The organism is Rhizobium phaseoli (assembly GCF_003985125.1).
GTDB lineage: Bacteria > Pseudomonadota > Alphaproteobacteria > Rhizobiales > Rhizobiaceae > Rhizobium > Rhizobium phaseoli.
In genome coordinates, this window is record NZ_ML133581.1 from 1 (window position 1) to 22,151 (window position 22,151).

Genomic DNA, 22,151 nt, shown 5'->3' on the forward strand with positions numbered 1-22,151 from the left:
CCGTGAGCCGTTTGCAAGACGATGACCGGCCGATCCTGCATTCCGACCAGGGATGGCACTACCAGATGCCGGCCTGGCAGCGCATGCTTCAGAAACGTCACATCAATCAGAGCATGTCACGCAAGGGTAACTGTCTCGACAATGCTGCCATCGAAAGCTTCTTTGCCATTCTCAAATCCGAGTTCTTCCACCCCAACGACTTTGACAGCGTCAAGAGCCTGCAAGATGGGGTGGCAGACTACATCAACTACTACAATCATCAGCGGATCAAACTGAAACTCAAAGGGCTGAGCCCTGTACAATACAGGACCCAGCCCCTAAATCTCCCCAGCCTTTAGACCGTCCAACTTTTGGGGGTCAGTTCACGAGCCGGGCCTTCCAATGTCAATGTGGAGAAAAATTTCAAGCCGCCTGGTTCAGCTCGTCCGCAATCACGGTATCGAGGTTGAGGAAACAGACCATGGTCTTCTCAAGTGCGACGATGCCGCGGCAGAAGGCGCGCTGGGCTTCCGGGATGATTTCCGGCGGCGGCTGCAGGTCTTCGCTCTTGATGGTCATCATGTCGGAAACCTGCTCGACCAGCAGGCCGACCAGCTTGCCGGCGATGTCGGTGACGATGATTGCCGAGCGCTCGGAAGGCTCGGTCATCTTCATGCCGAGGCGGCAGGCCATGTCGATGACCGGGATCACCGCGCCGCGCAGGTTGATGAGGCCCAGCACGTAAGGCGGAGTATGCGGCATCGGCGTCACCGGCGCCCAGCCGCGGATTTCGCGGATGGCCATGATGTCGATGCAGAATTCCTGATCACCCAGGTGGAACGATACGATTTCGAGATAAGCGCCCGACTGCTTGATGGCGTTGTTGTTCATGGTCAGAATTCTTCCCAGTTGTCCCCGGCGGGAGAAGCGATGACTTTGGCGGCAGAACCGCCGTTGAATGCGCCCGCGACCTTGCCGATCAGGCTGCGCGCGGGAGAAGGTCTCGAATGCGAGGCGGCGGTAGCCTCTCGCGGCGTTTGCCGGGCGCTCATGCCCTCGCCGGTCTTGAATTGCTTGATCAGCTGCGTCAGGTTTTCCGCGTCGATGGCGAGCGCATGGCTTGCGGCGTTCGTCTCTTCCACCATGGCCGCGTTCTTCTGCGTGACCTGATCCATCTGGCTGATCGACGTGTTGATTTCGTTCAGTCCGACAGATTGTTCGCGCGCAGAGGTTACGATTGATTTAACATGTTCGTCGATGCGCAGAACATCTTCGCCGATCTGGCGAAGCGCTTCACCGGCGGCCGTCACCAGTTCGCCGCCGATCTTCACTTCTTCGCCGGATTTCCCGATCAAAGCCTTGATATCCTTGGCCGCACCCGCTGCACGGCCGGCGAGTTCGCGCACTTCCTGGGCAACCACGGCGAAACCCTTGCCGGCCTCGCCGGCACGGGCGGCTTCCACACCGGCGTTGAGCGCCAGCAGGTTCGTCTGGAAAGCGATTTCGTCGATGACGTTGATGATCTTGCCGATTTCGCGCGAGGCACCTTCTATCCGTTGCATCGCAGCCATCGCATCTCCGACGACGATGTCCGACTTCGCCGTATTCTCTCGGGTATGCGAGACCATGTGGCCGACTTCCTCGGCGCGGTTGGTCGCGTTGCGGACGGTGGCGGTGATCTGGTCGAGGGCCGCGGACGTTTCTTCCAGTGACGCGGCCTGCTGCTCTGTGCGCTTGGCGAGATCGTCGGCGGCGGCGCGCATCTGGCGGCTGTTCGCTTCGATCGAGCTGCTGTTGACGGCAATGTCGCTCATCGCCTTGCGCAGCGTCGCCGTCGTCTGGTTGAAATCCAGGCGCAGACGCTCCAGCTCCTCGCGGAACGGCTGGTCGATCGTAACGGTGACGTCGCCGCCCGACAGACGGGTGAGGCCGGCGCCGAGCGCGGCGACCGCGGCATTCAGCGCCTCTGCGTCGGCAAGCTTGGCGGCTTCGCGGGCGCGGTGCTCGGCGTCGCTGCGCTGGCGGTCGGTTTGGGTCTGGGCTTCGAGGTCGCGCTTCTCGATTGCGGCGAGCCGGAAGGCATCGGCAGCCCGGGCCATTTCGCCAATCTCGTCGCCGCGGTTCTTTTCCCTAACGTCGCTGGCAAGATCGCCGTTCATGACGCGCTGCATGCTTTCCCGAACGGCACCGATGCCGCGGCGGATCGAGCCGCCATGGATATATTGCAGCACGCCCATGGAGAGGATCGCTAGGATACCAAGGCCGATCTGCAGGAACAGAGCTCGCTGCGATATGGCATTGGCGGCTTCGACATGCTGGTGGGCGTAGGTGGCGCCTTCGGCGGCGAGCTTGTCGAGGGTTTGGGTCAGATTTTCGCCGGCGCCATCGATCTTGTCGTCGATCTTGTCAAAGTCGGCATCGGGCGCGCCCTGCTGAACCAGAGCGATGAGGTCGGTCTGGATCGCCTTGCCGATGTCGGCGACATCGGCGTCGTAGCTCTTCAGCAAAGCGCCGGCCTTCATGTCTTCCGCAAGCAGGCGCATATCCTTGGTGCCGTTGGAAAGCGTGGTCAGGGAGTCGCCGATCACCTTGATGCGTTCCGGCGGCACCACCTTGTCGTCCTTGTCGACGATGACGTCCATGGCGGCCAGCACCAGCGTCAGATTGGCAAGCCGCATTTCGTCGATCCGGTCGACGCTTGCCTGGATCTCGCTGGCGCGGCGCAGGCCGGCGTCGACCCGCGCATTTTCGTACCAGCCGACGCCGAGCATCGTTCCGAACCCGAGAAAGGCCGCGCCGCCGAGCGTCCAGAGCCGCTGGCTGACCGACAGGCTCTTAGGCACTGCTGAATTCGTCATCAAAAGACCCCCTCCACAAACCGCTTGGGTTCATGTTTTTCCTACCCTCATGCGGATGTCCGGGGGTTCGCCACTCGGCAGACTTCATGTCAGAACGGCACAATGGGCCGCACGCATTGCTAAATATAGATATGACGGCTTAAGTCTTTCCTAACGATATGTCTTTCGCTGTTGCCTGCCACGCTGCAAAGCATGTTATTCAAAACATGAGGTTTTTTGACCTTTGCCACTTGCGGCGGACGGATCTTCCGCAAGCGGTGTCCTTATCCGATGAGACAATTAATCACGGGTCAGAAAACATATTCTTGAATTGCGTGCATGGGGCCAAGACTATAATCACGCGGAACGCGCAAGCGCGTCGCGATCGAGGTTCATAAAATGAAGACATTCCGTATCGTCATCTGGGTCGCCGTGCTGATCGTTGCCGGCGTTCTCGGCGCAATCACGCTCTATCCCAAGAAGTCTTCCGATGTCGTGGCGGAGGCGCCGTTCGGCGTGCCCTTTACCTTGGTCTCCCAGAGCGGACAGTCGATCACCGAGCAGGCGCTACGCGGCAAGCCGACAGCGCTGTTCTTCGGCTTCACCCATTGCCCGGAGGTGTGTCCGACGACGCTGTTCGAGCTGAACGGATGGCTGGAGAAGGCCGATCCCAAGGGTGACAAGCTGCAGGCCTATTTCGTGACCGTCGATCCCGAGCGCGACACGCCCGAAATCATGAACGCGTACGTCTCCAACGTGTCCAAGCGTATCACCGGCATTTCAGGCCCGCCGGAGAAGATTGCCGAAGTCATCAAGGGGTTCCGCGTCTATGCCAAGAAGGTGCCTGTCGATGAGAAGGATCCGAACGGCGACTATACGATGGATCATACCGCCTCGGTTTTCCTGCTCGATTCGGCCGGCCGGTTTTCCGGAACGATCGCCTATGGCGAAAACCCGGACACAGCGGTAAAGAAGCTGGAGAATCTCGTCAGCAAAGGGTGACGGCTTCAGCGTGATAGGGCGTTGGCTCGACCGGTGGCGGGCAACGAAAACGGGAAAGACCGCCTATCGTGAGTGAAATCCGCCTTTACGTATCGACGACCGAGAGCCAGGCCGAACAGATTCTCGATCTTCTCAGTGAAGTCTTCGGCGAAGAAGACTTTGCCATCGGCACTACCGAGGTCGATGAGAAGAGGGATATCTGGGAAGCCTCCGTCTACATGATGGCCGAGGACGAGGCGCAGGTGCGCTCCCGCGTCGAGACGGCGCTGAAAAGCGCCTTTCCCGATGCTCAGCTGCTGCGGGAGGTGATCCCCGACGTCGATTGGGTGGTGAAGTCGCTGGAAGGACTGAAGCCGGTCGGGGCAGGACGCTTTCTGGTGCATGGCTCGCATGACCGCGACAAGGTCCGTCCCGGCGACATCGCCATCGAGATCGATGCCGGCCAGGCCTTCGGCACCGGCCATCACGGCACGACGGCCGGCTGCCTGGAAGTGATCGATCGTGTGGTGCGATCCCGCCGCGTCCGCAACGCGCTCGATCTCGGCACCGGCAGCGGTGTGCTGGCGATTGCGGTGCGCAAGCTCAAGAATATACCGGTACTCGCCACCGACATCGACCCGATCGCGACGCGGGTGGCGGCCGAAAACGTTCGCCGCAACGGCATCGCCTCGGGTATCGTCACCAGAACCGCGCCAGGCTTTCACTCGACTGCTTTTTCCGAGCATGGTCCCTTTGACCTTATCATCGCCAACATCCTCGCCCGGCCGCTGATCCGCATGGCGCCGCAGCTTGCCGCCCATCTTGCGCCGGGTGGTTCGGTGATACTTTCGGGGATTCTGGCCGCGCAGCGATGGAAGGTGATCGCCGCCTATAGCGGTGCGAGGCTCCGGCACGTCAGGACGATCTGGCGGAACGGTTGGGTGACGATCCATTTTGATCGGCCTTGACGAGGGAGAAATTTGGGCCTGACGGTGCGGCTTGCTCCCATCTTCGCTCAGCGGGGAGAAGAGGAAGCAAACCGCGACCTTGATCACCTTTCCTGATTTCCCGAAACAACAAAAAAGGCGGCGCCAGTGGCACCGCCTTGGACCGGTCTATCCGGTCAATGCCCGCGAGCTCGAAGGAGGAGGAGCGCTCGAGCGGGCTCTACTGCATTCCAATAGGCCGGTCCGGGGAGGGAGGAGACGGACGGGCTTTCAGGCTTAAAACGCGTAGCTGGGGGCGCCCTGGTGACGCGTGACGCGCTGGCCGGCACCGAGCAGCTTGAGGCTGTCCTCGTTCTGCGGGCGGCGGGCGCCGATCACGTGACGCACGGTCTGGCGTTCGCCAGCCTGCACCGGGCTGCTGTATGCGAAGCGCGAGAGAGAGGCGGTCATTTCGAAAAATCCTTTGTTTGCTGGTTCGTCCGAACCGTTCGATGGCGCCTATATAGCTATTCTGAAATGTGGAGGCAGAGGGTTTTACTCATGGGAGCCATGCGGCCAATGCATAAAGCGTGCCAAATTAACTTTTGCCGTCACAGTTCTGTCAAAATGCTGAGCGGCCCCAAGGGTTTCGACTCATTTCGTCGCTTTTTCTCCCCATCGATTGAAATTTCGCTAACATGGCCGGCATCCCATTAACCGGATTCGTCTCAACCATTCAGGTTTTCAGCATGTTCCAGTCCTTCGACGTCACCTCCACGCCGCATTTCGGCAGGGATCGGGTATCGGCACTGCGCGCCACTTTCGATTCGCTCGGAATCGACGCCTTCCTCGTGCCGCGCGCCGATGAATTCAACGGCGAATATGTTCCAGCATGTTCGGAGCGGCTGGCATGGCTGACGGGTTTCACCGGCTCGGCAGGCGTTGCGCTCATTCTGCGTGCGCAGGCAATCGTCTTCGTCGACGGGCGCTATGTGACGCAGCTGGCCGAACAAGTCGATGGTTCCGTCTTTTCCGGTGGCGATCTCGTCAACGAGCCGCCGCATGTCTGGCTTGGCGCGAACGGAGCCAAGGGTCTGAAGCTTGGCATCGACCCCTGGCTGCACTCCGGCGCCGAGGTTCGCCGTCTGGAAAGGGCGCTTGCGCAGATCGGCGGAACGCTCACCTTCCTGCCGCACAATCCGCTCGACAGGCTTTGGAGCGACCGGCCGGCCGAGCCGCTCGGCACTGTGACCATCCAGAATGTCGCCCAGGCCGGAGTGCTGGCGAGCGACAAGATCGCGACGATCGCCGCCAATCTTTCGAAGAAGGAACTCGCGGCGGTGCTGATCGCCGACCCCTCGTCGGTCGCCTGGATCTTCAACATCCGTGGCGCCGACGTGCCGCACACGCCGCATCCGCTGGCGCGCGCCATCATTCTTGCCGACGGGCGGGCAGAGCTATTCCTTGACAAGCGCAAGACCGGCATCGAAGCGGAGGCCTATCTTGGGCAGATCTGCACCCTGCTGCCGCCTTCGGCGCTGGAAGAGCGACTTGCCGCAGTTGCCAGTAATGGCGGCCGCGTGCTGGTCGATCCCGATATCGCTTCCTATGCGCTCGTCGAGATCATCCGCAAGGCGGGTGGAGAGGCTGTCGAAGGCATCGACCCAGCCAAGTTGCCGCGGGCGGTGAAGAACGATGTCGAGATCAACGGCTCGGCCGCCGCGCACCTGCAGGACGGCGCGGCGATGGTGGAGTTCCTCTACTGGTTGTCGCAGGAGAAACCCGGCACGGTCAGCGAGATCGCCGCCGCCGAACGGCTCGAAGCAGCGCGCGCCCGCGTCGGCCAAAGCATGCAGAATCCGCTGAAGGACATTTCTTTCGATACGATATCAGGCGCCGGCGAACATGCGGCGATCATGCATTACCGGGTGACGACCGAGACCAACCGGATGATCGAGGCCGGCGAACTCTTCCTGATCGATTCCGGCGCGCAATATATCAACGGCACGACCGACATCACCCGCACGGTGGGGATCGGCGCGGTTTCGGAGGAGCATCGCCGCTTCTTCACGCTGGTACTGAAGGGCATGATACAAATCAGCACGGCGCGCTTCCCCAAGGGGACACGCGGCTGCGACCTCGATCCGCTGGCGCGCATCGCACTGTGGCGGGCAGGGGCCGATTTCGCCCATGGCACGGGCCACGGCGTCGGCTCTTATCTCTCGGTGCATGAGGGGCCGCAGCGCATCTCCAGGCTTTCGACGCAGGAGCTGCTGCCCGGCATGATCCTTTCGAACGAGCCGGGCTATTACCGGCCGGGCAGCTTCGGTATCCGCATCGAAAACCTGATCTATGTGCGTGGCGCCGAGGAGATCGAGGGTGGCGACATGGCCATGCTCGGCTTCGAGACGCTGACCTTCTGCCCGATCGACCGCAGCTTGGTCATCCCAGAGCTTCTGACCCATGACGAACTGCACTGGTTCAACGACTATCACCGCCGCACCCGCGAGGCGCTGATGCCGCTGATCCACGATCACGACGTCAGAGCGTGGCTCGAAAACGCGACGCTGCCCTTGGAATATTAGAGTGGTGCCGCCTGAACGCCGGCGTTAAACGCCGGCGCTATGGCGCCAGATCATCACGACGATCCAGGCGGCGACCAGCATCCATGTATGGGTGAAACGCAGGCCGACGAAGAGGGCGACGGCGAGCGCCAGCTTCGAATCCCAGCCGCCGATGAAGAAGGCAGGCGCGACCAGCGTCGTCAGAACGGCGGCCGGCACGGCATTCAGCGCCACCTCCATGCGTGGCGGGATGCTCTTCATCCGGGTGATGAGGATGTAGCCGCCGATGCGGGTGGCGAAGGTCGCCGCCGCAGCGGCGAGGATGACGAGCGCCATGTGGAGATCGAATTCCATGGCTCAGACCTCGTGCACTTCGGATTGAAGGGCGTCGGCTTGAAGATCCGGCATTCGGCGCGGCAGCGGCAGCAGCGCGGCGAGCACGATTCCGGCGGCCGCACCGAGGCTCACATGCCAGGGCGAGCCGACATAACGATAGGCGAGGACGGAAGCCGCCGCGCTGACGAGTGCGACGGGCAGGAAATTGTCGCGCTTGCGGAAGCCGAGGACGATGCCGAGGAAATAGGCGGGAAGCAGGATATCGAGGCCGATCGCCTTGGGATCGCCGATGAAGCCCCCGAGCAGACCGCCGGCGACGCTGATCAGCACCCAGGGAATGTAGATGATGATGCCGAAGCCGAAATACCAGGCAAAGGTCAGCGGTTTGCCGGCCTCGCTGCGCTTCACCGCTTCGGCAAATTGCGGATCGACGAGCAGGAAGAAGGTGAAGAATTTCTGCACCGGCGTGAAATGGCCGATATAGCGCGCCAGTGCCGCCGAATAGAGCACGTGGCGAAAATTGACGGCGAGGATCGACAGCACGATCAGCCAGGCGTGGACATTGTGGCCGAAGAGCTCAATGCCGACCATCTGGCTGGCACCGGCATAGACGGTGGCGCTCATGAAGGCGGTTTCGGACAGCGACATGCCGTTTTCGACTGCGAGCGCTCCGAACAGCGCGCCGAAGGGTGCCGACGCCAACGCAACGGCCGAGCCGCCCCGCAAACCTTCAACAAAGTCGGCGCGATTCATGTGGATGATCCTGTTGGAAATTCCGTTTTCCCTTATGGTCTGAGATCTGCAACCGCAATTGAATTTCGTTGATTGATCAATCGATTTCGCTGAAGCATCAACGTGCTGATCGCAACCGGCGGAGAGGTGCCCATGAAGAAGATCGAATTTTCCAAGGACGCGAAAGCGGCGATGGTCTCGCGCATCCGCCGCTATTTCGAGACGGAACTCGACCAGCCGATCGGCGCCCTGCCGGCGGAGTTCCTGCTCGACTTCTTCGCCGAGGAAATCGGCGCCCACTATTATAATCAGGGTCTGCGCGATGCACACGCCGCCCTTTCGAAGAAGATGGAGGACCTCGCGGAGGACATCTATCTGCTCGAGCGCGACGAGAAGAACAGGGCCGCGAGCGCCTGAGCGGCGCCGCCTTAGCCTTCGCGCTTCATCCGCTCCCGGCGCGCCAGTTCGGCCTGCGAGGGCACCTGCATCGCGAAGCTGCCGGGTTTGACGTCGCCGGCGCGCTCATAGATGCTCATGATGACGCCGGTCGTCGATACGGAGTTGGCGGTAAGCCTCAGCGCTTGGGGTGTGGCACCCGCGCCGAACAGGCGCTTGCCGGGGCCGAGGATGAGCGGGAAGGTCAGGAGCCGGAGTTCGTCGATCAGGTCGTGGGCCAGCAGGGTTTGCAGCAGGCCACTGCTGCCCTGCGTCAGCAGGTCGGGGCCGTCTTCCCGCTTCAGCCGGGCGATTTGCGCGGTGACATCGCCGCGCAGCGGCACGGAATTTTCCCAGGTGAGCGGCTCTTGCGATGTGGTCGCGACATATTTGGTCGCGGTATTGAAGGCCTTTCCGATGGGGTCGCCTTGCCCGACAAAGGGCCAGTGAGCGGCGAAGATCTCGTAGGTCTTGCGGCCGAGCAGCAGAGCGAAGGGATCGGTAAAGATCCCGTCCATGAACCCGCCCATCGCCTCGTCCCAGTAATTGACGGTCCAGCCGCCCAGCTTGAAGCCGCCGGTCGGATCTTCCTCAGGCGCGCCGGGTGCCTGCATAACGCCGTCGAGGCTCACGAAGGCCGCAGTTACAAGCTTTCTCATCTCTCAACTCCCATGGTTGGTCGGTTCAGAAGCTAGGACGGATCGATATAAGCCGAACCGACATGGATGCATTATTCCGGCGAGGATATTTCACCTTAACGTCAAATTATCGGGGCGCCGCTATGGTCACGGCATTTCGATGACCGGGTGCTTCCGTTGGCTGTTATTGTCTCTAAAATCGATGAACCTCGATCAACAACGCTCGGCAAGACGTTGATCTTCCTGGTGTGGTTTGCGCTGGCCTGCGCGCTTTGCTGGTCAGAAACCGTGTGGCGAGACGAGGTTCGCGCCTTGTCGCTCGCCCTTCAGGGAGACAGTTTCATCGACATGCTTCGCCAGATGCATGGCGAAGGTCATCCGGCTCTCTGGTATATGCTGTTGCGCGCCGCTCATCTTGTCGTCGGCTCACCCGTCGTCCTGAAAATCGTCGCGCTGACGATCGCGGCTGCCTCGGCCTACCTTCTCGTTTTCAGGCTTGAACTGCCGCGCTCGATCATGCTGTTGTCGTTGTTCAGCAGCTTTTCGGTTTTCGACTACGCCGCGATGGCGCGAAATTACGGCATCAGCATGCTTTTGGTCTTCCTTATCGCCCTGAGCTGGGAGAGGGGAATGCGCAATGGCATGGTGCTCGGCCTGTTGTTTGCCTTGCTGGCAAATACCAACGTGCACTCGGTCGTGCTGGTCGGCGGCTTTCTGGCCTACTGGTTTTTCGATCTGGTCCTGGCGCGTCCGAGACCTTCTCTGCCGGCATATCGGGCCTTTGCGACAGCCGCGGTCATTGCCGCAGTCGGCGTTGTTCTGTGCGTTATGACGGTCTATCCCACCTTCAACGATGCCGGGCAGAACAATCTCGCAGGCAAGAATTTCGCCCCGCTTGTCCTTCATGCCTTTGCCGGGGCGACTTCCTATTTCATGGAATTCTACCCCGACGGTATCCTTCGGCTGGCCGTGGCCGATCCATCGATTGCTCGGGTTTTCGCCTCGCTGATGGCGGTGCTCATCTATGGCAGTCTGCTTGGGCTGGCCAACCGGCGACCCGCGATGTTGGCGGCCGCATCGGTTCTCCTCGGATTTTCACTGCTTTTTACGCTCGTTTACCCAGGTAGCTACAGACATCAGGCCCTATGGCTGGTCTTCATGATCGGCATGATTGCCTTGATCAGCCGCTCCCGATCTGCAGCCGTGGGCATTGCCGGTGTTGGGCCAGCCGGTGGCGTCGTCAAGATCGGACGGCTGTGCTTCATGATATTGCTGGCGCTGCAGGTCGCCTCCGGTATCGAAAAGGTTCATCAGTTCCTCTTCACCGACATACCGTTTAGCCGAGCCCGGGATCTCGGGTCATTCATTCAATCGCGCCCGGATCTCAGGGATGCGATCATCATGGCGGATCCCGATTATCTCGTGGAACCCTTGCCCTATTACATCCCCAATCGCACTTATCTTCTGCGAGAGCAGCGGTTCGGCGCGATCGTGCGGTATACCCGCAATGCGCGGCTTTCGCTCAGCCTTGCCGACATCCTGCAGACGGCGCGGCAACTGCAGCAAAGCGAGCACGCACCCATCGTCATTCTTCTCTCACCGCGGCTTGACCAAATTGCCGGCCCCGTCTCCTTGCATGAGAGTTACAATTGGCTGCTGTCGCTGACGCCTGAGGAGATTTCCGCATTCCGGAGCGAGACGACCCTCCTCAAGCGCTTCGGCCCGGTTGCCGGCAGCGATGAGACATTCGATGCCTATCTGTTGAATTAGGGGATCGGCGGTTTATTCGCGCAAGGCATCCGCGCTGTTGATCACGGTGATGCCGTGCACCCGCATCTCATCGATGGCAGCGGCGACGCCTTCAGGCGTGATGCCGCGGCTTGCGTCCTCGATGAAGCGCACGCGCACGCCCGGAATCATCTCCAGTGCGTCGAGCGCGGAGAATTTGACGCAGTAATCGGTCGCCAACCCGCAGACGTCGAGATCGGTCACACCCTGGTCTGCGAGGAAATCGGAAAGGCCGGTCGAAGCGTCGCGGTCATTGTCGCGGAAGGCCGAATAGCTATCGATCCCGGGATCCTCGCCCTTCTGCTGGATCAGGTCGATTTCTTCGGATTTGAGCGCCGGATGCAGTTCGGCGTCAAGCGTGCCCTGGATGCAGTGGTCGGGCCACATCATCTGGGGTTTGCCGGACAATTCGCCCATTTCGAAGGGGGCGGCACCCGGATGAGCGGAGGCGAAGCTGCCGTGGCCGGGGGGATGCCAATCCTGGGAGGCGACGATCAGATCGTATTTGCCGCTGTCGATCAGCCTGTTTGCGACGGGAACGACCTTGTCGCCGTCCGGCACCGGCAGATTTCCACCCGGACAGAAGCCGTTCTGAATATCGACGAGCAGCAGCGCTTTCATCAAGGCCAATCCCTTTGCGTTATTGCCGTGCAAATGCCAGATGCACCGAATGCATCAACTAGTGAATTCCCGGAAGCCCGCATGCAAGCGTTAATTCTGTCACTGATGGTAGTATTCGACGGAAAAAGAATACGCTAATTCAACCATTGCGATAGTTATTGGTGATGTAATAGCAACCGCAAAGGACCTGGTCTTGCTGAAGGCCGCGAATTCTGCCTTTCTTGCCTCAGCAGCAAGCCGGAACCCAAATCATGTCCGAGCCTCAGCCGGAGGAAAAGATCGATGCGACTTTCCGCAACGGATCGCTGACGGCGACCGGGATCATTCTCGGTTTCTCCCTCAATTTCATCAGCCTTTGGGTGTCCAATCCCAATGACTGGAGCCGCGTCGATTTGCTGCCGATGTCATTCCTGACCGTCGGCATCGCCATCCAGGTGAAGGTGTTTGCCGATCTTTTGGCGCGAGACTCGCTGCTCGCCGTCAAATACGACCGGGCGCGCCGGCTGTTCCTGATCGGATTGTCGATCGTCGCCACCGGAATGGGGATCGCCCTGCTGAACGACATCCTCGGGCTCAGCAGCATGCGGATGTTCGGGTGACGGTCCTGCGGTATCGTCGCGCGGTCAGACGCGCTCGACGAAACCGTCCAGCACCCGCTTCTGCCCCGCACGGTCGAAGTCGATCGTCAGCTTGTTGCCTTCGATGCCGGTAATGTTGCCATTGCCGAATTTCATGTGGAATACCCGATCGCCGAGGGTGAAGCGCGACGGCTCCGACGAGGTCGATTTTGCGACCAGCTCGCCGTCGATCGTGCGTCCCTTCGGGCCGCTTTCGCCATAGCCGATGCGTTCGACGGCGTGGCCGGAGCGGGTGCCCCAGTTGTCGCGCGTGGCGTCGGTCTTGTTGGCCTGGGCGCGTTTCCAGCCGGGCGTGGAATAGGAGTTGGCAAAGGGTTCGGCCTTGTCGAAGCGTGACTGGCCGTAGCCGCCGCGGCCGTAACCGCCGTAGCTCTGCTCCATCTCGGCAACCTCGACATGGGTTTCCGGCAGCTCGTCGAGGAAACGCGAGGGCAGTGTCGATTGCCAGAGGCCGTGGATGCGGCGGTTCGAGACGAACCAGATATGGCAGCGGCGCTTGGCGCGGGTGATGCCGACATAGGCCAGGCGGCGTTCCTCCTCCAGGCCGGCCCGGCCGCTTTCATCCAGCGAGCGCTGGTGGGGGAACAGGCCTTCTTCCCAACCCGGCAGGAACACAGTCTCGAATTCCAGGCCCTTGGCCGAATGCAGCGTCATGATCGAGACGGCGTCGAGGTTCTCGTTGGTCTCTGCGTCCATGACGAGGGAGACGTGCTCGAGGAAACCGCGCATCGACTCGAAGCTTTCCATCGAGCGGATCAGTTCCTTCAAATTTTCGAGGCGGCCCGGCGCTTCGGCGCTCTTGTCGTTCTTCCACATGTCGGTATAGCCGGACTCCTCGAGGATCTGCTCGGCAAGCTCGGTATGCGGTGTGTTTTCAAGCAGTTCCTGCCATCGGCGGAAAGATTGAATCACGTCGAAGAGGGCTTTGCGCGCCTTCGGCTTCAGCTCGTCCGTCTCGATCATGTCGGCAGCGGCCGCCAGCATCGGGATATCGCGGGCACGCGCATAGTCGTGCAGGGCGCGCACCGTCGTGTCGCCGAGGCCGCGCTTCGGCGTGTTGATGATGCGCTCGAAGGCAAGGTCGTCGGCCGGCTGCGCGACCAGGCGGAAATAGGCCATGGCATCGCGGATTTCGAGGCGCTCGTAGAAGCGCGGGCCGCCGATGACGCGATAGTTGAGCCCGAGGGTGACGAAGCGGTCTTCGAACTCGCGCATCTGGAAGGAGGCGCGCACAAGGATCGCCATGTCGTTCAGCAGGTGCTTGTTGCGCTGGAGCTGCTCGATCTCCTCGCCGATGGCGCGGGCTTCCTCCTCCGAATCCCAGGAGGCGTGGACCTGCACCTTGACGTCGTCGGGATCGGCGCGGTCGGTGAACAGCGTCTTGCCCAGGCGGCCTTCATTGTGGGCGATCAGATGAGCGGCGGCTCCGAGGATATGCTCAGTCGAGCGGTAATTGCGTTCGAGTTTGATCACCTTGGCGCCAGGGAAATCCTTCTCGAAGCGCAGGATATTGTCGACCTCGGCGCCGCGCCAGCCGTAGATCGACTGGTCGTCGTCGCCGACGCAGCAGACGTTCTGCGGCTCGCCCTTGCTGCGCTGAGCCAGCAGCCGCAGCCACATATACTGGGCGGTGTTGGTGTCCTGATACTCGTCGACGAGGATATAACGGAAGCGGCCGTGATATTCCTTGAGGAGATCCGGATTCTTGCGGAAGATCGCAATTGGATGCATCAACAGATCGCCGAAATCACAGGCGTTGAGCGTCGACAGACGCGCCTGATAGGCGAAGTAGAGATCGCGGCCGCGGCCATTGGCAAAGGCGCGGGCGTCGCCTTCGGGAATATCGGCCGGGCCGAGGCCCTTGTTCTTCCAGGTGTCGATCATGCCGGCGAACTGCTTGGCCGGCCAGCGTTTGTCGTCGAGGCCTTCGGCTTGGATCAGCTGCTTGATCAGGCGGACGACGTCGTCGGTGTCGAGAATGGTGAAGTCGGAGCTGAGGCCGACGAGCTCGGCATGGCGGCGCAGAAGCTTGACGCCGATCGAATGGAAGGTGCCGAGCCAGGGCATGCCTTCGACAGCGCCGCCGACGAGGAGCGCGATGCGCTCCTTCATCTCGCGTGCGGCCTTGTTGGTGAAGGTGACGGCGAGAATCTGCGAGGGGAAGGCGCGGCCTGTATTGAGGATGTGGGCGATCCGGGTCGTCAATACCCGTGTCTTGCCGGTGCCGGCGCCGGCAAGGACGAGAACCGGACCTTCCAGGGTTTCCACGGCTTCCGTCTGTTCGGGATTGAGGCCGGCGAGGTAATCCGGCCGCTTGCCGCCGTCACGCGCCGCCATGGCGCGGGCGGCGATCCCGCCGGCCGCGGCGGGCGCCCCTCCGGCGAGTGCGGCAGGCGGCTGCGGCCTGCGCGCCATCTCACCCGGCTCTTCGTCGAAGAAGGGAATATCGTCAAAACTATTGCTCATGGCGCGTAATGTAGTGATTCGGGAAGGAAAGACCAGAAAAGATGTTCTGCTTTCATTCCCGAACCACCGCTATTGCGGGCCGATGCGGACGGCAGGGCGGCCACCGGTGTGACTGCGATCGTCGTACGGCCGAGCAGCGAAAAAAACGAGCGCAGCCTGTCGGAACCGATGCAGGCGAGACGTCCTCGGGGCATCGGACAGGTGTCCGGCAAACCTTGCCAACAGGAGGCTGTTCATGCCGCAGGTCGTTTCAAATCTCTGGTTCGCGGAGCAAGCGCGCGAAGCCGTCGAATTCTACGTATCGGTCATTCCAGATTCCAGGATCGGCCGCACCACAATATTGCCGGCGGAAACGCCGAGCGGGCCTCCGGGCAGCGTCGAACTGATCGAATTCACGCTCGGCGATCAAGCCTTCCTGGCGATGAAGGCAGGCCCGCTCGACAGCTTCAACCATTCCTTCTCGATTGCCATCCTGCTCGACAGCCAGGCCGAGATCGATCGGATCTGGGATGCGTTTCTCGCCAATGGCGGCACGCCTGAAGCCTGCGGCTGGCTCAAGGACCGCTGGGGCCTTTCCTGGCAGATTGTGCCGCGGGCGCTTTCCGAGATGGTCGCCGACAGCGATCGAGAGCGGGCCAAGCGCGTCACCGAAGTGATGCTCGGCATGGTCAAGATTGATCTTGCTGCACTGGACAGAGCGTTCAACGGCTGAGGCCGGCGGAGGCGCGATTGCGAATCGGGCGCGTGATCGCCACGCGCCATTTTCCCCTGAAATTTACCGAATTTACTGACGGCGCATCGGCAGCCGCCCGATCGAAGCTGCCCTATCGGTTGCCGATCGCTGTTTTTTCGCATTCTCGAATCACGGGCGCCATTGCACACCTTTTTGACAACCATGTCACGTCGCTAAATGTGCTGATATCGCAATGACCCTTTTCTCAACTACAATATGAAACAGTTTCGCAGAGTAAAAAAATACCGGTGCATGCAATTTTTTGTGCATTGCTACAAACAGCCGGTGAGCGTCGAATATACCTACGAAACTATTGATTCTAAGGAACGCCGTGGCCATCTCGATGGTTATACGGCTTAGAGCCTGCGGCATAACCTTAATGGAGGTCCCATGCTGAGTGAATCCGTATTCGATGCGTTCACGCGCAGTTATGAAGCGCGACGCGAGACCGACATCTCGGTTTCGGAATATCTCGATCTCTGCAAGAAAGAACCGATCGCCTATGCGAATGCGACGGAGCGCCTGCTCGCGGCGATCGGCGAACCGCAGATGGTCGACACCGCCAGGGACGCGCGCCTCGGTCGGATCTTCATGAACAGGACCATCCGGGTCTATCCGGCTTTTGCCGGCTTTCACGGCATGGAAGAGACCATCGAACGCATTGTTTCCTTCTTCCGGCATGCGGCGCAGGGGCTCGAAGAGCGCAAGCAAATTCTCTATCTGCTCGGTCCCGTCGGCGGCGGCAAGTCGTCGCTCGCGGAGCGGCTGAAGCAGTTGATGGAGGTCCATCCGATCTACGTCCTGAAAGCGGGCGACGAGATCAGTCCCGTGTTCGAAAGCCCGCTCAACCTGTTCGACCCTGAGACAATGGGCTCGCTGCTCCAGGAGCAGTACGGCATCCCGCTGCGGCGCCTGAACGGGTTGATGAGCCCATGGTGCCTGAAGCGGCTCGACGACTTCGGCGGCGATATTTCCCGCTTCCGCGTCGTCAGGATACAGCCTTCGCGGTTGCGCCAGATCGCGATTGCCAAAACCGAGCCTGGAGACGAGAACAATCAGGACATCTCGTCGCTGGTCGGCAAGGTCGACATTCGCAAGCTGGAAACCTACTCCCAGAACGATCCCGATGCCTACAGCTATTCGGGCGGGCTCAACCGCGCCAATCAGGGCATTCTCGAATTCGTCGAGATGTTCAAGGCGCCGATCAAGATGCTGCATCCGCTGCTGACGGCGACGCAGGAGGGCAACTATATCGGCTCCGAAAATATCGGCGCCATACCCTTCTCCGGCATCGTGCTTGCGCATTCGAATGAGGCGGAGTGGCAGACCTTCAAGGCCAACAAGAACAACGAGGCGTTTATCGACCGTATCTGCGTCATCAAGGTGCCTTATTGCCTGCGCGTGACGGAAGAACAGAAGATCTACGAAAAGCTGATCGAGGGATCGGAGCTGGCGGATGCACCATGCGCCCCGGCAACGCTCGAAATGCTGGCTCGGTTTTCCGTGCTTTCGCGCCTGCGCAAGCATGAGAACTCGACCTTCTTCTCGAAAATGCGCACCTATGACGGCGAAAGCCTGAAGGAGAGCGATCCGCGCGCCCGCAGCGTTCAGGAATACCGGGATGCTGCCGGCATCGACGAAGGCATGGACGGGATATCGACCCGCTTCGCCTTCAAAGTGCTCGCCTCCACCTTCAATCACGACACCACGGATATCGGCGCCGATCCTGTTCATCTGATGTATGTGCTGGAACAGGCGATCCGTCGCGAGCAATTTTCGGACGATGTCGAGAAGCGCTATCTGGAATTCATCAAGGCCGATCTTGCGCCACGCTACGCAGAGTTCATTGGCAACGAGATTCAGAAGGCTTATCTTGAATCCTATGCGGACTACGGACAGAACCTGTTCGACCGCTACGTGGATTATGCCGATGCCTGGATCGAAGATGTGGACTTCAAGGATCCCGATACCGGCCAGCTTCTCGACCGCGAGCTCCTCAATCAGGAACTGACCAAAATCGAAAAGCCCGCCGGAATTGCCAATCCGAAGGATTTCCGCAACGAAATCGTCAAGTTCTCGTTGCGATCGCGGGCAGCCAACGGCGGAAAAAATCCGTCATGGACGAGCTACGAGAAGATCCGGGAAGTCATCGAGAAGCGTATGTTTTCGCAGGTCGAGGATCTTTTGCCGGTCATTTCCTTCGGATCGAAGAAGGATTCGGAGACCGAAAAGAAGCATAGCGAATTCGTCTCGCGCATGGCCGCGCGAGGTTACACCGAGAGGCAGGTTCGACGCCTTGTGGAATGGTACATGCGCGTCAAACAGGCAAGTTAATGCGGAGCCATTATGCACATTGTCGACCGGCGGCTGAATCCGCGCGGTAAAAGTCTGGAAAATCGGCAGCGGTTCCTTCGACGCATGAAGGGCGCCGTGCAGCAGGCGGTCAAACGCTCTCTGCAAAACCGCAACATTCGCGATGTGCTCGACGGCGGGGAGATCAGCCTGCCGATCGATGGAATGACCGAACCGAGCCTGCGCAGGGGCGAGGGCGGCATCAGCGATCATATTCTGCCCGGCAACAGGGCCTTCGTGGAAGGCGATATCCTCCCACGTCCGCCCGGCGGCCGAGGTGGAAAACCAAAGGATGCGGGCGAGGGCGATGGTGAGGACGGCTTCCGTTTCGTGCTGACGCGGGAGGAATTCCTCGATGTGTTCCTCGACGATCTTGAATTGCCCGATCTCGCCAAGCGGCGTCTAGCCGAAACCGAGGAGGAAACGCCATTCCGGGCCGGCTATTCGGTATCGGGATCACCCTCCAACATCGCCGTCGGCCGCACGACGAAGCTTGCGATGATGCGCCGTGTTGCGCTTGGCCGTCCGCGCCGCGAGGAAATCGAAGCACTGCAGCGGCAGATCGAGGAATGCGAGGATGACGAGACCCGCCTGGCGCTTGAGGCAAAGCTCAAATCGCTGACGGAAAAAAGCCGCCGCATTCCCTATATCGATCCGCTCGACGTGCGATATCGCCGTTTCGAAAACGAGCCGAAGCCTGTGGCCAAGGCCGTGATGTTCTGCCTGATGGATGTCTCGGGCTCTATGTCGGAGCACATGAAGGACCTGGCGAAGCGGTTCTATCTGCTGCTCTATCTGTTCCTGTCGAAACGCTACAAAAAAGTGGAAATCGTCTTCATCCGTCATACCGACAGAGCCGAGGAGGTCGACGAGGAAACCTTCTTCTACGGGCCGGCGACGGGCGGCACGCTTGTCTCCAGCGCGCTTGCGGCAATGCGAGCGATCATCGCAGCCCGTTTCGATCCGGCCGAGTGGAATATTTACGGCGCCCAGGCCTCGGACGGCGACAACGCCCATTCCGACGGAAACCTGACCGGGCATTTGCTGCGCGAGATTTTGCCGTTGTGCCAGTATTTTGCCTATATCGAGGTCGGTGAGGAAGGCGGCGATTCTTCCATATCCCGGTCACCGCTGTGGATGCTCTATGACGGGATTCGTTCCGAAGCGTTGCCGCTTTCGATGCGCAAGGTCTGCCGGCGAGGCGAGATATTCCCCGTTTTCCACGATCTCTTCCAGAAACGTGACGCACAGGCGAGGGTGACGCCATGACCATGACGATGAGGCCGAGAGACCGGCTCTTGTTCGAGGGTGCCGACTGGGATTTCGCAACGCTGCAGCGCATTCACGACGCCTGCGAGGCGATTGCGCTCGGCGAACTTGGCCTCGACGTCTATCCCAACCAGATCGAGGTCATCACCTCGGAGCAGATGCTGGATGCTTATTCCTCAACCGGCATGCCGCTTTTTTACCGCCATTGGTCCTTCGGAAAACACTTCGCGCATCATGAAACATTCTACCGCCGCGGGATGCGCGACCTTGCCTACGAGATCGTCATCAACAGCTCCCCCTGCATCTCCTATCTGATGGAAGAGAACACGGCGACGATGCAGACGCTCGTCACCGCTCATGCGGCCTTCGGCCATAATCACTTCTTCAAGAACAACTATCTCTTCAAGCTCTGGACCGATGCGGAGGGAATTCTCGATTACCTCGATTTCGCAAAGGGTTATATCACGCGCTGCGAAGAACGGTATGGCGAGACGGCGGTCGAACGGACGCTCGATGCTGCGCATGCGCTGATGTCGCACGGCGTGCATCGATACGCAGGCAAGACTGCGACCGATCTTCGCCAGGAGGAGAAGCGGTTGCAGGAGCGCCGCGCCCACGAAGAGCAGATGTTCAACGACCTCTGGCGCACGGTTCCCGTCGGCAAGGCGAAAAAGGCGGGTGACATCGGCTTGGAAAAGCGCCGCGCCGCGCTTGGCCTGCCTCAAGATAATATCCTGTATTTTCTTGAGAAATCTGCACCGCGACTGCAGCCATGGCAGCGCGAGATTCTTCGCATCGTTCGCCATGTCGCGCAGTACTTCCATCCCCAGCGGCAGACGAAGGTCATGAATGAGGGAACCGCAACCTTCGTCCACTACCAGATCATGAACCGGCTTCACGAGCGGGGGCAGATCAGCGATGGGAACTTCCTCGAATTTCTGAAGTCGCACGCCAATGTCGTCTTCCAGCCAAGCTACGACGATCGGCGGTTTTCGGGTTTCAATCCCTATGCGCTTGGTTTTGCGATGATGCAGGACATCGAGCGGATCGTCACGAAACCGACGGAAGAGGACCGCGCATGGTTCCCCGACATCGCCGGCCGCGGCGATGCGATGGCGGTTCTGCGCGACGTCTGGGCCAATTACCGCGACGAGAGTTTCATCAGCCAGTTCCTGAGCCCGAATCTCATCCGCCAGCTGCGGCTGTTTCATCTCTACGATGATCCGGAACAGACCGAGGGCGTGCTGGTTTCGGCGATTCACAATGAGCGGGGCTACTTGCGCATCCGGCGTCAGCTCTCCCGCGAATATGATATCGGCTGGACCGATCCGGCCATCGATATCGTTGATGTCGACCTGGCCGGCGACCGCCGGCTACTGCTGCAGCATATCGTCATGAACGGCTGCTATCTTCAGGAAAACGACACGAAGCTCGTTCTGCAACATCTCGCCGATCTCTGGGGCTACGACGTCTTGCTCCAGGAAATCGATGGTTCGAGCACCGTGGCCAGGGAACATACGGCGAGCCCGCGCAAGATCATTCAGTAACGGGGTAGGAATGATTGCCGCGGATTGCAGCCGCGACCCCGGCAATCCTCGTTGCCCGTCAAAAGCACTTGCGCGTATTTCAGAGCTTTCAATGTGAAGGGCGGGGCGAACGCTCGCCGTCAAACCTTCCGCTTCTGAAATGGCAATGATCCGCAATTTCGGTGGCAAGAACGGCCAAGCCTTCGTAATCTGCCGCTGCTGCGATCGCTTTATCCATCATTTTCAAACGGATTCAGCCTCTGCGGCGAAAGCTTCCGGATCGGAACGGTACGGAGACGAGGGATCATGGGTGAAACGCGGCGCAAGCTGACGACGATCTTCTGTGCTGACGTGCAGGATTATACGCGGCTGATGGGAGCCGATGAGGAGGGGACGCTTGCGACCCTGAAGCGCTGTCGCGAGGCGATGGGGCGGCTGATCGAAAGCCATGGCGGCCGTGTCATCAACACCTGGGGTGACGGGCTGATCGCCGATTTCCCGAGCGTCGTCGAGGCGGTGCGCGCGGCGGTCGACACACAGAATGAACTTGCCGGTTTCAACGCCCGCCGCCCGGCGGATGGACGCATGCTCTTTCGCATCGGCATCAATCTCGGCGACGTGATCGTCGAAGGCGATGATATCTACGGCGACGGCGTGAACATCGCCGCGCGCCTGCAGGCATCCGCTGCGCCCGGCGGTATCGTCATATCGAGCACGGTTTACGACCAGGTGCGCAACAAAGTGGCTGTCGGTTTCGAATTTCTCGGGCCACTGACCGTCAAGAACGTCCAGGACGGCGTGCCGAGTTATGCGGTGAAGATCGGCGACGGAAGCGACGAGCCGCCGCCTTTCCAGCGGCCAGCCGCGCCCCGGCCGCAGCCGGCGGCGGTCACCGAGACGAAGCCGGCGCCTGAGAGGCGAAGACTGTTCAGCGTCCTCGGCGTCATCGGCATCGTGCTGGTCGGCATCAACCTCCTCACATGGGACGGCGTTTTCTGGGCTCGCTTTCCCTTGCTCGCCTTCGCCGTCATTGCCGCGCTCGCCTGGAGCCGCGACCAGAGGCGTTTCGACCGCAGGATGACTGGGCTCGCAATCGTGGCGATCGGGATTATCGGCATCAATGTCCTGACCTGGAGCGGGACGTTCTGGGCCGTGTGGCCGATACTCGGGATTGCAGCGGCGTTCGGCCTGCGATGGTCGATGCGCCGATAGATTTTCTGCCCTCAATTTTGGTGGCTCTGCGCGATATTGACTGGCAAGCCGGCTGCGCTGAAGAGGTTTGCGACCTTCGTTCAAACAAAAGTGAGCGGCCGGGTTATTTCCATTCTTC

20 protein-coding genes are annotated in these 22,151 nt (G+C 60.4%); 12 read left to right on the top strand and 8 right to left on the bottom strand.

All coding sequences use genetic code 11. From position 1 onward, the window contains the following. Positions 1 to 338, top strand: a 338-nt coding sequence (locus EFD56_RS23180) for an IS3 family transposase (protein WP_164736853.1), incomplete at its 5' end; no start/stop codon positions are given. Between the two features lie 64 nt (positions 339 to 402). Here EFD56_RS23180 and EFD56_RS23185 read toward each other — a convergent pair. After that, complete coding sequence (locus EFD56_RS23185; RefSeq protein ID WP_004668786.1) at positions 403 to 870, bottom strand: chemotaxis protein CheW; 468 nt, start codon at positions 868 to 870, stop codon at positions 403 to 405. A gap of 2 nt (positions 871 to 872) precedes the next feature. Beyond that, entirely contained in the window at positions 873 to 2,837 is a 1,965-nt protein-coding gene (locus tag EFD56_RS23190; protein WP_126906387.1) for a methyl-accepting chemotaxis protein, read from the bottom strand. 378 nt (positions 2,838 to 3,215) lie between these two features. On the opposite strand from EFD56_RS23190, the gene EFD56_RS23195 reads away from it, so the two are divergent. Both EFD56_RS23195 and EFD56_RS23200 read left to right on the top strand, forming a co-directional pair. Next, positions 3,216 to 3,818, top strand: coding sequence for an SCO family protein (locus EFD56_RS23195; RefSeq protein WP_126906388.1), 603 nt, complete (start codon positions 3,216 to 3,218; stop codon positions 3,816 to 3,818). A gap of 68 nt (positions 3,819 to 3,886) precedes the next feature. Beyond that, positions 3,887 to 4,765 carry a 50S ribosomal protein L11 methyltransferase gene (locus tag EFD56_RS23200; RefSeq protein WP_037140262.1) on the top strand — a complete coding sequence of 293 codons (879 nt, stop codon included), beginning with the start codon at positions 3,887 to 3,889 and terminating at the stop codon, positions 4,763 to 4,765. A 255-nt stretch (positions 4,766 to 5,020) separates the two neighbouring features. Here the strand turns inward: EFD56_RS23200 and EFD56_RS32730 are convergent, their stop codons facing one another. Then, on the bottom strand, positions 5,021 to 5,194 hold the full coding sequence (locus EFD56_RS32730) for a hypothetical protein (protein WP_004668779.1): 174 nt from the start codon (positions 5,192 to 5,194) through the stop codon (positions 5,021 to 5,023). A 278-nt stretch (positions 5,195 to 5,472) separates the two neighbouring features. Here EFD56_RS32730 and EFD56_RS23205 point away from each other — a divergent pair, with 278 nt between their 5' ends. Further along, positions 5,473 to 7,308: an aminopeptidase P family protein gene (locus tag EFD56_RS23205; protein ID WP_126906389.1), complete on the top strand. Its 1,836-nt coding sequence runs from the start codon at positions 5,473 to 5,475 to the stop codon at positions 7,306 to 7,308. Between the two features lie 24 nt (positions 7,309 to 7,332). On the opposite strand, the gene EFD56_RS23210 is transcribed toward EFD56_RS23205, so the two are convergent. Together EFD56_RS23210 and EFD56_RS23215 are read right to left on the bottom strand one after the other, a co-directional pair. Then, complete coding sequence (locus EFD56_RS23210) at positions 7,333 to 7,641, bottom strand: AzlD family protein (RefSeq protein WP_126906390.1); 309 nt, start codon at positions 7,639 to 7,641, stop codon at positions 7,333 to 7,335. Positions 7,642 to 7,644: 3 nt separating this feature from the next. Beyond that, entirely contained in the window at positions 7,645 to 8,376 is a 732-nt protein-coding gene (locus EFD56_RS23215; RefSeq protein ID WP_012484483.1) for an AzlC family ABC transporter permease, read from the bottom strand. Positions 8,377 to 8,508: 132 nt separating this feature from the next. On the opposite strand from EFD56_RS23215, the gene EFD56_RS23220 reads away from it, so the two are divergent. Next, positions 8,509 to 8,772 (top strand): DUF2164 domain-containing protein, encoded by a 264-nt coding sequence (locus EFD56_RS23220; protein ID WP_004668769.1) that lies wholly within the window; start codon positions 8,509 to 8,511, stop codon positions 8,770 to 8,772. 11 nt (positions 8,773 to 8,783) lie between these two features. On the opposite strand, the gene EFD56_RS23225 is transcribed toward EFD56_RS23220, so the two are convergent. Continuing rightward, complete coding sequence (locus EFD56_RS23225; protein ID WP_126906391.1) at positions 8,784 to 9,449, bottom strand: dihydrofolate reductase family protein; 666 nt, start codon at positions 9,447 to 9,449, stop codon at positions 8,784 to 8,786. Positions 9,450 to 9,605: 156 nt separating this feature from the next. Between EFD56_RS23225 and EFD56_RS23230 the strand changes: the two genes are divergently transcribed. Further along, positions 9,606 to 11,198 (top strand): hypothetical protein, encoded by a 1,593-nt coding sequence (locus EFD56_RS23230; protein WP_126906392.1) that lies wholly within the window; start codon positions 9,606 to 9,608, stop codon positions 11,196 to 11,198. Between the two features lie 12 nt (positions 11,199 to 11,210). On the opposite strand, the gene pncA is transcribed toward EFD56_RS23230, so the two are convergent. Next, the gene (gene pncA / locus EFD56_RS23235; protein ID WP_004668764.1) at positions 11,211 to 11,837 is read right to left on the bottom strand and encodes a bifunctional nicotinamidase/pyrazinamidase; all 627 of its coding nucleotides are present in this window, start codon (positions 11,835 to 11,837) and stop codon (positions 11,211 to 11,213) included. A gap of 251 nt (positions 11,838 to 12,088) precedes the next feature. On the opposite strand from pncA, the gene EFD56_RS23240 reads away from it, so the two are divergent. Further along, the gene (locus EFD56_RS23240; RefSeq protein ID WP_012484479.1) at positions 12,089 to 12,436 is read left to right on the top strand and encodes a hypothetical protein; all 348 of its coding nucleotides are present in this window, start codon (positions 12,089 to 12,091) and stop codon (positions 12,434 to 12,436) included. Between the two features lie 24 nt (positions 12,437 to 12,460). Here the strand turns inward: EFD56_RS23240 and EFD56_RS23245 are convergent, their stop codons facing one another. Then, entirely contained in the window at positions 12,461 to 14,941 is a 2,481-nt protein-coding gene (locus EFD56_RS23245) for an ATP-dependent helicase (protein ID WP_126906393.1), read from the bottom strand. A gap of 235 nt (positions 14,942 to 15,176) precedes the next feature. Between EFD56_RS23245 and EFD56_RS23250 the strand changes: the two genes are divergently transcribed. From EFD56_RS23250 to EFD56_RS23275, 5 genes are all read left to right on the top strand, one after another. Next, complete coding sequence (locus tag EFD56_RS23250; RefSeq protein WP_097602298.1) at positions 15,177 to 15,653, top strand: VOC family protein; 477 nt, start codon at positions 15,177 to 15,179, stop codon at positions 15,651 to 15,653. Between the two features lie 411 nt (positions 15,654 to 16,064). Next, positions 16,065 to 18,008 carry a PrkA family serine protein kinase gene (locus EFD56_RS23260; protein WP_004673346.1) on the top strand — a complete coding sequence of 648 codons (1,944 nt, stop codon included), beginning with the start codon at positions 16,065 to 16,067 and terminating at the stop codon, positions 18,006 to 18,008. A 12-nt stretch (positions 18,009 to 18,020) separates the two neighbouring features. Next, positions 18,021 to 19,295, top strand: coding sequence for a YeaH/YhbH family protein (locus tag EFD56_RS23265; RefSeq protein WP_037140254.1), 1,275 nt, complete (start codon positions 18,021 to 18,023; stop codon positions 19,293 to 19,295). Then, the gene (locus EFD56_RS23270; protein WP_064822380.1) at positions 19,292 to 20,842 is read left to right on the top strand and encodes a SpoVR family protein; all 1,551 of its coding nucleotides are present in this window, start codon (positions 19,292 to 19,294) and stop codon (positions 20,840 to 20,842) included. Before EFD56_RS23265 ends, EFD56_RS23270 begins: the two co-directional genes overlap by 4 nt. Before the next feature lie 285 nt (positions 20,843 to 21,127). Then, complete coding sequence (locus EFD56_RS23275; RefSeq protein ID WP_064822379.1) at positions 21,128 to 22,033, top strand: adenylate/guanylate cyclase domain-containing protein; 906 nt, start codon at positions 21,128 to 21,130, stop codon at positions 22,031 to 22,033. The last annotated feature ends 118 nt before the right edge of the window (positions 22,034 to 22,151 follow it).

Excerpts from the sequence above, each read along its gene's own strand:
- EFD56_RS23240 (WP_012484479.1), top strand. The coding sequence starts at position 12,089 with ATGTCCGAGCCTCAGCCGGAGGAAAAGATCGATGCGACTTTCCGCAAC.
- EFD56_RS23250 (WP_097602298.1), top strand. The coding sequence starts at position 15,177 with ATGCCGCAGGTCGTTTCAAATCTCTGGTTCGCGGAGCAAGCGCGCGAA.
- EFD56_RS23210 (WP_126906390.1), bottom strand. The coding sequence starts at position 7,641 with ATGGAATTCGATCTCCACATGGCGCTCGTCATCCTCGCCGCTGCGGCG.
- EFD56_RS23185 (WP_004668786.1), bottom strand. The coding sequence starts at position 870 with ATGAACAACAACGCCATCAAGCAGTCGGGCGCTTATCTCGAAATCGTA.
- EFD56_RS23225 (WP_126906391.1), bottom strand. The coding sequence starts at position 9,449 with ATGAGAAAGCTTGTAACTGCGGCCTTCGTGAGCCTCGACGGCGTTATG.
- EFD56_RS23195 (WP_126906388.1), top strand. The coding sequence starts at position 3,216 with ATGAAGACATTCCGTATCGTCATCTGGGTCGCCGTGCTGATCGTTGCC.
- EFD56_RS23190 (WP_126906387.1), bottom strand. The coding sequence starts at position 2,837 with ATGACGAATTCAGCAGTGCCTAAGAGCCTGTCGGTCAGCCAGCGGCTC.
- EFD56_RS23260 (WP_004673346.1), top strand. The coding sequence starts at position 16,065 with ATGCTGAGTGAATCCGTATTCGATGCGTTCACGCGCAGTTATGAAGCG.
- EFD56_RS23215 (WP_012484483.1), bottom strand. The coding sequence starts at position 8,376 with ATGAATCGCGCCGACTTTGTTGAAGGTTTGCGGGGCGGCTCGGCCGTT.
- EFD56_RS23245 (WP_126906393.1), bottom strand. The coding sequence starts at position 14,941 with ATGAGCAATAGTTTTGACGATATTCCCTTCTTCGACGAAGAGCCGGGT.
- EFD56_RS23205 (WP_126906389.1), top strand. The coding sequence starts at position 5,473 with ATGTTCCAGTCCTTCGACGTCACCTCCACGCCGCATTTCGGCAGGGAT.
- EFD56_RS23265 (WP_037140254.1), top strand. The coding sequence starts at position 18,021 with ATGCACATTGTCGACCGGCGGCTGAATCCGCGCGGTAAAAGTCTGGAA.
- EFD56_RS23275 (WP_064822379.1), top strand. The coding sequence starts at position 21,128 with ATGGGTGAAACGCGGCGCAAGCTGACGACGATCTTCTGTGCTGACGTG.
- EFD56_RS32730 (WP_004668779.1), bottom strand. The coding sequence starts at position 5,194 with ATGACCGCCTCTCTCTCGCGCTTCGCATACAGCAGCCCGGTGCAGGCT.
- EFD56_RS23220 (WP_004668769.1), top strand. The coding sequence starts at position 8,509 with ATGAAGAAGATCGAATTTTCCAAGGACGCGAAAGCGGCGATGGTCTCG.
- pncA (WP_004668764.1), bottom strand. The coding sequence starts at position 11,837 with ATGAAAGCGCTGCTGCTCGTCGATATTCAGAACGGCTTCTGTCCGGGT.
- EFD56_RS23270 (WP_064822380.1), top strand. The coding sequence starts at position 19,292 with ATGACCATGACGATGAGGCCGAGAGACCGGCTCTTGTTCGAGGGTGCC.